At 69.3% G+C, this 7,688-nt stretch carries 6 protein-coding genes; 4 read left to right on the top strand and 2 right to left on the bottom strand.

The annotated features are described in order from the left end of the window. Nucleotides 1–907 (top strand): C39 family peptidase (locus tag VFG33_RS37225; RefSeq protein ID WP_325057730.1); only part of this gene is annotated, 907 nt, incomplete at its 5' end. Between the two features lie 58 nt (nt 908–965). Here VFG33_RS37225 and VFG33_RS37220 read toward each other — a convergent pair. Next, entirely contained in the window at nt 966–2,645 is a 1,680-nt protein-coding gene (locus tag VFG33_RS37220; protein WP_325057729.1) for a DUF2207 domain-containing protein, read from the bottom strand. Between the two features lie 426 nt (nt 2,646–3,071). Here VFG33_RS37220 and VFG33_RS37215 point away from each other — a divergent pair, with 426 nt between their 5' ends. The 3 genes from VFG33_RS37215 (at nt 3,072) to VFG33_RS37205 (ending at nt 7,067) form a co-directional block, all read left to right on the top strand. Next, nucleotides 3,072–4,127, top strand: a complete 1,056-nt coding sequence (locus VFG33_RS37215) for a neutral zinc metallopeptidase (protein ID WP_325057728.1) — start codon at nt 3,072–3,074, stop codon at nt 4,125–4,127. A 96-nt stretch (nt 4,128–4,223) separates the two neighbouring features. After that, nucleotides 4,224–5,339: a neutral zinc metallopeptidase gene (locus VFG33_RS37210; RefSeq protein ID WP_325057727.1), complete on the top strand. Its 1,116-nt coding sequence runs from the start codon at nt 4,224–4,226 to the stop codon at nt 5,337–5,339. 789 nt (nt 5,340–6,128) lie between these two features. Then, nucleotides 6,129–7,067 carry a neutral zinc metallopeptidase gene (locus VFG33_RS37205; RefSeq protein ID WP_325057726.1) on the top strand — a complete coding sequence of 313 codons (939 nt, stop codon included), beginning with the start codon at nt 6,129–6,131 and terminating at the stop codon, nt 7,065–7,067. A gap of 39 nt (nt 7,068–7,106) precedes the next feature. Here VFG33_RS37205 and VFG33_RS37200 read toward each other — a convergent pair. Further along, nucleotides 7,107–7,688, bottom strand: a 582-nt coding sequence (locus VFG33_RS37200) for a DUF2207 family protein (RefSeq protein ID WP_414673015.1), incomplete at its 5' end; no start/stop codon positions are given.

The raw sequence follows: 7,688 nt of genomic DNA, 5'->3' as shown, positions 1-7,688 counted from the left end.
CACGACCACCAAGTGGTACGTACTGGGCCGATGGACCAGCGGTGACGACACCACCGCCGGCGACATCCACCGTGCCTCCGTCCCGAGCCAGGGCGACACCAACGGCTCCGTTGCCGTCGACACCTTCGTCGCCGGGACCGGACGATCCCTGAGCAGCTGGCAGCTGAAGGTGACGCTCTATCGCCTCACCGGTTCCACCCAGACACCGGTGGTGCGCTCGGTCGGCGCGATGGCATCACACCTGCCGGCCGCGAAGAAGGTCGCCGCAAGCCCGGTGGGCCCCGCGGAGAACCAGGTGCTCGACGTCCCGACGTACTCGCAAGAGACGCATATCGGCCACTACCCGCAGTGGGACGGCGGTGGCGAGGCCTGGTGCTCGGCAACATCCACGGCGATGGTGCTCGACTACTACGGCGCCGGGCCGACCGCGGCAGAGACCGCCTGGGTGGATCCGGCCGACGCCGACCCGCAGGTGGACCACAGTGCTCGCTCCGTCTTCGACTACGCCTACGACGGCGCGGGCAACTGGCCGTTCAACACCGCGTACGCCGGTACGCGCGGGCTGGACGCCTTCGTCACCAGGCTGCGGTCGCTCACCGAGGCCGAGCAGTTCATCGACGCCGGGATCCCGCTGATCGCTTCCCTGTCCTTCAAGAAGGAAGAACTACCCGGAGCGGGCTACGGAACCAACGGCCATCTGATGGTGATCGTCGGCTTCGATGCAGCAGGCAACGTGGTGGTCAACGACCCGGCCTCGCACCTGATCGCCAGCAACGACCAGGTCCGCACCACATACGACCGCCAAGCCTTCGAGAACGCCTGGGTCCCGCACTCGGGCGGCCTCGTCTACGTCATCCATCCGAGCACCACCCCACTCCCACCAGTCGGCTCCCAAGCCAACTGGTAAGACACCGGACCGCCCGCATGCCGGGGGCGGCGTACGGGCGGTCCGGGCTACAAACCAGCTAGCGGGTGAAGAGCGCGCCGGTGAGGTTGGTGGTGAGGTTGCGGAGGGAGTCCGGGAGGTACTGGAGGTGCCAGCCTCGGGGGCCGCGGTACCAGTGGAAGCCTTCGTCCTCGTCGTCGCTGGCGTCGGTTGCGACGAGTGCGTCGATCCAGCGTTCTGAGCCGCCAAGGACCACCGCGTACGGGAGGGCTCGGGAGCACAGCTCGGCGTGCTGGTCGGTGGGGAGTTCGCTGACGTCCATCTCGAGCAGTTCGCCGCGGATCGCCGCGACCTGACCGAGGACGCGGCCGGCGGCGGGGGCCTTGGCCGGCATGTGGCGGCCGATCACGATCAGGCCGATGCCGACAGCGGTGACCGCGAGGCCGAGCAGACCCCAACTGCTGAAGAGGGCGAGTACGACGGTCAGGATGACGCCGACCGCGGTGACCCCGATGCCGATCGTGGCCCAGAGCGAGCGGGTCCGGTCGGGTCGTTCGGTGAACCAGCCGCGCTTGACGACACCGTCGTACAGGGCGTCCTGGACCTCGCCGAGGTTGGCGCGGACCTGCTTGCCGAGCTCGGAGACGAGCACCGAGTCGGTGTCGCCGAAGATCGCGCGGACCAGGACGTTCTCGTAGCGCTGCAGTTCCTCGGCCGGGGCGTTCGCGATCCGCTTGAGCTCCCAGTCGGGCCGCGAGTACTCGGTGTCGTGCTCGAGTTCGGTGATGCTGATGTGGCCGCGGACGGCCAGATCGATGATGGTCGCGGTCACGTCGACCGGGTCGATCCGCTCGTCGATCAGGGTGCCGACCTCACCGGGCCGCAGCCCGGCCGGCGGAGTGAAGTCGATCCGGGCATCCTGCCCGAGGCTGAAAAGAGACGCCGGTACTACGCGACGCGGGTCGACCTGGTCCCGGCCGCGCAGGCGGTACAGGACCAGCAGGGCGACAGCGCCGAGTAGGAGCACGAGCAACGCGGTGATCAGCTGCGCGGTGTCGGTCGAGAAGGACCGCTTCAACGACTTGCGGTACTCGACGATCGAGTTCGCGGCGATCTCGCCGTCGGGGAAGCCGACCGTCATCCGGACCGTGTTGCCGGGCGGCAGGCCCTGTTGCTGGAAGGTCGGGCCGGCCGTCTCGCCGATCTGGGCCAGCGTGCACGGGGTGTTGCTGTCGGGCGCGCCGGCGAAGCAGGAGACGTGCGAGACCTCAGGCGTGCTGTAGGTGATGTTCGCGTCCTGGATCGTCAGCCCGAGCCCGGTCAGCGGCGCGAACCGCACCTCGGTGCCGTTCAGGGTCTTGGCGACCGCGCCGCGCACGGTGTAGGTGAAGTCCAGCTGGGTGACCCCGGCGACGTCCGCGACCGCGATCGAGGTGATGTCCCCGTCAGTGGTCTGCTCGGACTTCAACACCCCGTCGCCGGCCTTGACCTGCAGATCCTCGATCTTCTGCACGTGGTCGACGTCGTCCTGCAGGTGGTCGCGAGTCACCAGGAACCGGGTGAACGTCCCGGTCACGTTGCTCAGCTTCCACGTCTCGGACACCTTGAGCAGACCGTCGCGGTCCACCCGGATCTCGCTGTCGTAGTTGGTGACCACTGGGTCGGCAGTGGCCGATCCGGCCGTCGCACCGGCGTGCACGCCGGTCAGGGCCAGGAAGCCGAGGGCACACAGGGATACCCCGAGGAGACGTAGACGCATCGCCCAATCACACCGTATCGAGAGGGTTAGGTTGGATCGGCCCGCGCCACCGGGCCCCTGCCCGCGGCCGGGAGGCCGCGGCAGGTCTTACTGGGTCGTTATCACGGGGCACCTTACCGTTACTCATGCCGAGCGCAACGATCGCGAGCGCCACGCGCATCGTCTGGCCGGGTACGCCGGACCTCCGCTACCGTCAGACACCGCGCGGCCGCGCCCCAGGCCTCGTACGACGTCCGCCGGCGGGGCAGTGGAGAGTGCGTGTCAGACAACCAATGGGGACCCCCGGGCCAGTACCCGCAACAGCCTCCGCCCGGCCAGTACCCATCGGGACAGGTGCCGCCCGGTGGACAGGTGCCGCCGCCTGGGCCGTTGGCGCCTCAGCCGTGGCAGCCACAGCCCTGGCAACCGCAGTACGGGGTGCAGCCGATGCAGCAACTGCCGCACGGGCTCGGCTGGGGTATGCCGCCTGGTGGTCCGCCGCCGAAGAAGAGCAAGGCAGCCTGGATCGCGGTGCCGATCATCGTCGTCCTGGCGGGCATCGTGGTGCTCTGGATCGTCGGCGTGGTGGCCAAGCAGAACCGGCTGAGCGACTACTCCGGCCCGGAACCGAGCTCCTCGTCGACCGCGAGCCCGTCGTACGAGCCGAGCGCCGAGCCCTCGCCGGTCGGGCCGGCCACGTCCAGGCCGCCCACCAGCAAGCCGGTGGTGAAGCCGACCGCGTCGCGCACCTCCAACCCGCCTGAGCCGAGGCGGGGCCCGACGGACTACGAGGTCGTCAGCCGCAGCGCGCTCTACCGGGTCGGCACCATGCCGGCGACGGGCTGCAAGGAGTCCAAGGCCCGGCCGTCCAACACCGCGGGCGCCAGGGCGAACTACGCCCAGCTGAAGGCCTGCCTCGGCCGCGCCTGGCCGGCCTTGGTCCAGCGGTCCGGGAACCAGTTCCGCCAGCCGACCGTGCTGACGTTCACCGGCCGCGTGATGTCCCCCTGCGGCTCGATGACCGACACCGGGCCGCCGTTCTACTGCGGCAGCAACGAGACCATCTACATGAACCTGCGCGAGGACATCGGCAACTACAACCAGTATCCGCAGAGCTCGGCGAAGGTCTGGGCCCGGATGTGGATGCTGCACCAGTTCGCGCACGAGTACGGGCACCACGTCCAGAACCTGACCGGCGTCCTCAAGGCCAACCACGACCTCCGGTACGACGCTCCGACCCGTGCCGCCGAGCTGGAACTCACCCGGCGACTCGAGCTCCAGGCCTCCTGCTTCAGCGACGTGTTCATCGGCGCGAACAAGGCCAGCTACCCCGTCACCGGAGCGGCGCTGCGGGAGTGGAGGTGGCTGATCGTGCACGTCACGGACAACGCCAACGACCACGGCGACGCCAACAACCACCAGTACTGGGCCACCCGCGGGTTCAACAGCCGCAATCCGGCGGCGTGCAATACCTTCACGGCACCGTCCGCGCGGGTGACATAGTCACCTGCAGCACACCCACATACAGACGCGGACCGGTTCTGATGGTTAGCCTGGTCGTCGGATCACGCCCTGTGTCCGGGGGGATGAGGAACAACCGTGCCGAACCGAGACTGGAGCGAACCGTCAGGTCCGCCGCCGGGCGCGCTGCCCGACGGCGCCATACCCATGTACGGAAACCACCCGCTGCCCGGTGCTCCGGGGGGCGGGCCGCCGCTTCCCGCGGTCGGCTGGGGACCCGAGCTCGGGGTCGGTGAGGGGTACCACTTCCAGCACGGAGGTCCGCCGCGCAGGCGTAGGTCCGGCCTGACCATCAGCCTGGTCCTGCTCGGGCTCGTGGCCGTGGGCCTGCTCGTTACCGCCCTTGCGCTCCGCGAGGGCGATTCCCCGGCTGTGGCGCCCAGTCCCAGCCTGGCGCCGACCCAGACTGACGACAGCCCTGCCTCGCCCGGAACCCAGGACGGCGCCGCGTCGTCGCAGGACAGTGCGAAAATCGTCTCGGCCGACGCCTTCTACGCCACCGGTGTGCTGCGCTCGGTCAACTGCCGTGAGCCGCAGGTCGCCTTGACCAGCCAGGCGGCGGTGCGGACGTACTACGGGAACCTGGTCGGCTGCCTGAACCGCGCCTGGGCCCCGAAGGTCGCGGCCGCTCAGGACGCCTTCAAGCCACCGCGCGTGGTGTTCTGGGCCGGCAGCGTCCAGTCGCCCTGCACCAGCGGCTCGCCGGTGTCGTTCTACTGTCCCGCGAACCAGACGCTGTATCTCCAGTTCGACGACGACATCAAGCTGTGGAACCGCTCCGCCGACAGCACCAACCGGGCGTTCGCGCGGATGTGGGTCACGTACACGGCCGGGCACGAGTTCGGTCACCACCTCCAGCAGGTCACCGGCATCCTGTCCGCTGCCACCCGGCTCGAGTACGATGCGCCGGACCGCGAGGCGCGGCTGGAGCTGAGCCGGCGGATCGAGCTGCAGGCGTCCTGCCTGGGCACCTCGTTCATGGGGGCGAACAAGATCTCGTACGGCATCACCGGTCTGGACCTGACTGTCTACCGCCGGTACGTCGAGGCGCAGACCGGGGATGAGAACAACCGCGCCGGACCGCGGGATCACGGTGCCCGGGCCAGTCATCAGTACTGGACCGCGCTCGGCTTCAACACGCTCGACAGCAGTAAGTGCAACACGTTCACGGCTTCGGCCAGCAAGGTCTCGTGAGGAGTATCGATGTCGGAGAACTGGAATCCACCCCCTCGGGACCCGTCAGAGCCGGAGGGCGAGCAGCCCGACGGCCGCGAGGGCGCACCCCGCGAGGATGGCCAGTCGCCCCTGTGGTGGACCGAGTCGGCCGAAAAGCCCCAGGAATACCTCCAGCCCGGCCCACCCGGCCCCGTCCCCCCCGGCGCCCTCCCGGGCCAAACCCCGCCGCCCCAACCCCCGGCAGCGCAACCCCCGGCTGCACAGAACCCAGCCGGTCAGACGCCATCCGGCAACACACCTCCTGGTCAGGACCCACCGGCCGAGACCCCCTCCGGCTGGAACTTCCCGCCCTACGGCCAGCCCGGCACCCCGCCTAACCGCCCGGACCGCCCCCGCGGCCAGCACGCGGCCCCACCCCCCACGAACCCCCGCCACGGCGAGGGCGGCGGGACGCAGACCGGTGCCGGATCGCGCGGCGCTGGCGCACTGAGCGGCGGCCGTCCCGGACCGCAGAGCGGTGCCGAGCAGCAGGGTGGGGTTGGGTCTCAGAGTGGGACTGGGTGGCATCGGGTTGGTGGGGCTCAGGGTGGGCCGAACAATCCGTGGGCGGCTGCGGCTGCGCCGACGTCAGGTGCGGCTGGGCCTTACCCGCCTCAGCAGGGTGGGTATGTACCGCCCGGACAGCAGGGTCGTGGCTATCAGCCGCCTCAGCAGCAGCCTGGACCGGCTTGGCAGTACCCGCCGATCCCGATTCCGCAGCCCCCGGGCGGCGGTCGGCGGCGGAAGCCGCGACGTACCCCCAAGGGCTTGTTGATCGGCCTGGTCGTGCTCGCCGTGCTGGTAGTCGGCTCTGGCGTCACCTTCGCCCTGCGCAACGGCGGCGACGACCCCGCGACAGTCCCCGCCGCAGTGGACACACCGTCGGAGACTCCATCAGAGACCCCCACGCCGACCGCGACGCCCACCCCCACACCGACGCCCAAGCCGAAGCCGACTGTGAAGCCGAAGCCCAAGCCGCGCACGCCCACGCCGTACGAGATTGTGGCCAAGAACAAGGTGTACTCCGCCGGTGTGCTGCAGGCGTCCCGCTGCACCGAACCGCCGTACCGGCCGACCACGTTCGCCGCGACCAAGGCGTACTACAACCGCATGCTGCCCTGCCTGAACAGGACCTGGTGGCTCGCGATGGCGAAGGTCGGGCTGCCGTTCCGGGCGCCGCACGTGATCGTCTACGCCAACACCGTGAAGACGCCCTGCGGCACGGAGCGCGGCACCCGCGGCTTCTACTGCAGCGCCAACGAGGCGATCTACATGCCGTTCAACGTGGACTACAAGAACTACAAGATCAACCCGATGTACACCCGCGCGTGGATGCTGAACACCTTCGCGCACGAGTACGGCCACCACGTGCAGCAACTGTCCGGCATCTTCCAGGCGTCGTTCGCCCGGCAGGCCACCATGGCCGACCCGAACCTGCGACTGCTGGAAAGCCGCCGGCGCGAACTACAGGCGTCCTGTTTCGGCTCGGCCTACCTCGGTGCGAACGCCGCCTTCATCCCGATGCGCGGTGACCTGCTGACCAACTGGAAGTTCGCGGTCGCCAACGCCGGTGACGAGTTCTCCCCGACGAAGATCCGCGACCACGGCTCGAAGACGAACCACAACCTGTGGTCGACGAGAGGGTTCAACAACAGGAACCCGGTCTTCTGCAACACCTTCAGCACGTTCCCGCAGTACACCAGCTGACCGAGCAGTGAGAAGCCCCGGTTGGGGCTTCTCACTGCTTCAGAACAGCCGCCGCGCGGTGGTCAGCGAGCCACCGAAGGCGGTGACGAAGTTCGACAGCGACTCACCGATGTCCGCGAGATGCCAGTTCTCCGGACCGGTGTACCAGCCGATCCCGGCGTCGGGGTCGTCGTCGTCATCGGTCGCCGCGATCTCCAGCGCCCACTTCTCGGTCAGCCCCAGCACTGCGGCATACGGCAGGCACCGGGAGGCGAACTCGAGCCGGTGACTCTGCGGCAGATCCGACGAGGTCTCGTCGGCCAGGTACCGCTGCAGCCCGGCAACGCGCCCCAGTACTGCGGCACCTCGGGCCGTCCGCGCAGGAGCAACCTGACCCGCCAGGGTCAACGCCACCCCCGCCAGCATCACCGCGAACCCGACCAGCCCGAACTTGGTCACAACAGCAAGCACGATCGTCAGCACCACACCAGCGCCGAGCAGGACCAGGCCGGCCGTGGTCCAACGGTTCCGCACCGCGTCAGGGCGACTCGCGAACCACCCCTGCGTGACGACATCGGCGTACAGCTGCTCGCGCACCACGTTGAGCCGTGGCCGCAGGGCCGGGCCGAGCGCAGACACCAG

The organism is Kribbella sp. (assembly GCF_035687465.1).
Taxonomy (GTDB): domain Bacteria; phylum Actinomycetota; class Actinomycetes; order Propionibacteriales; family Kribbellaceae; genus Kribbella.
The sequence above is the reverse complement of the archived record's forward strand: the minus strand, read 5'-3'. Positions and strand labels throughout refer to the sequence as shown.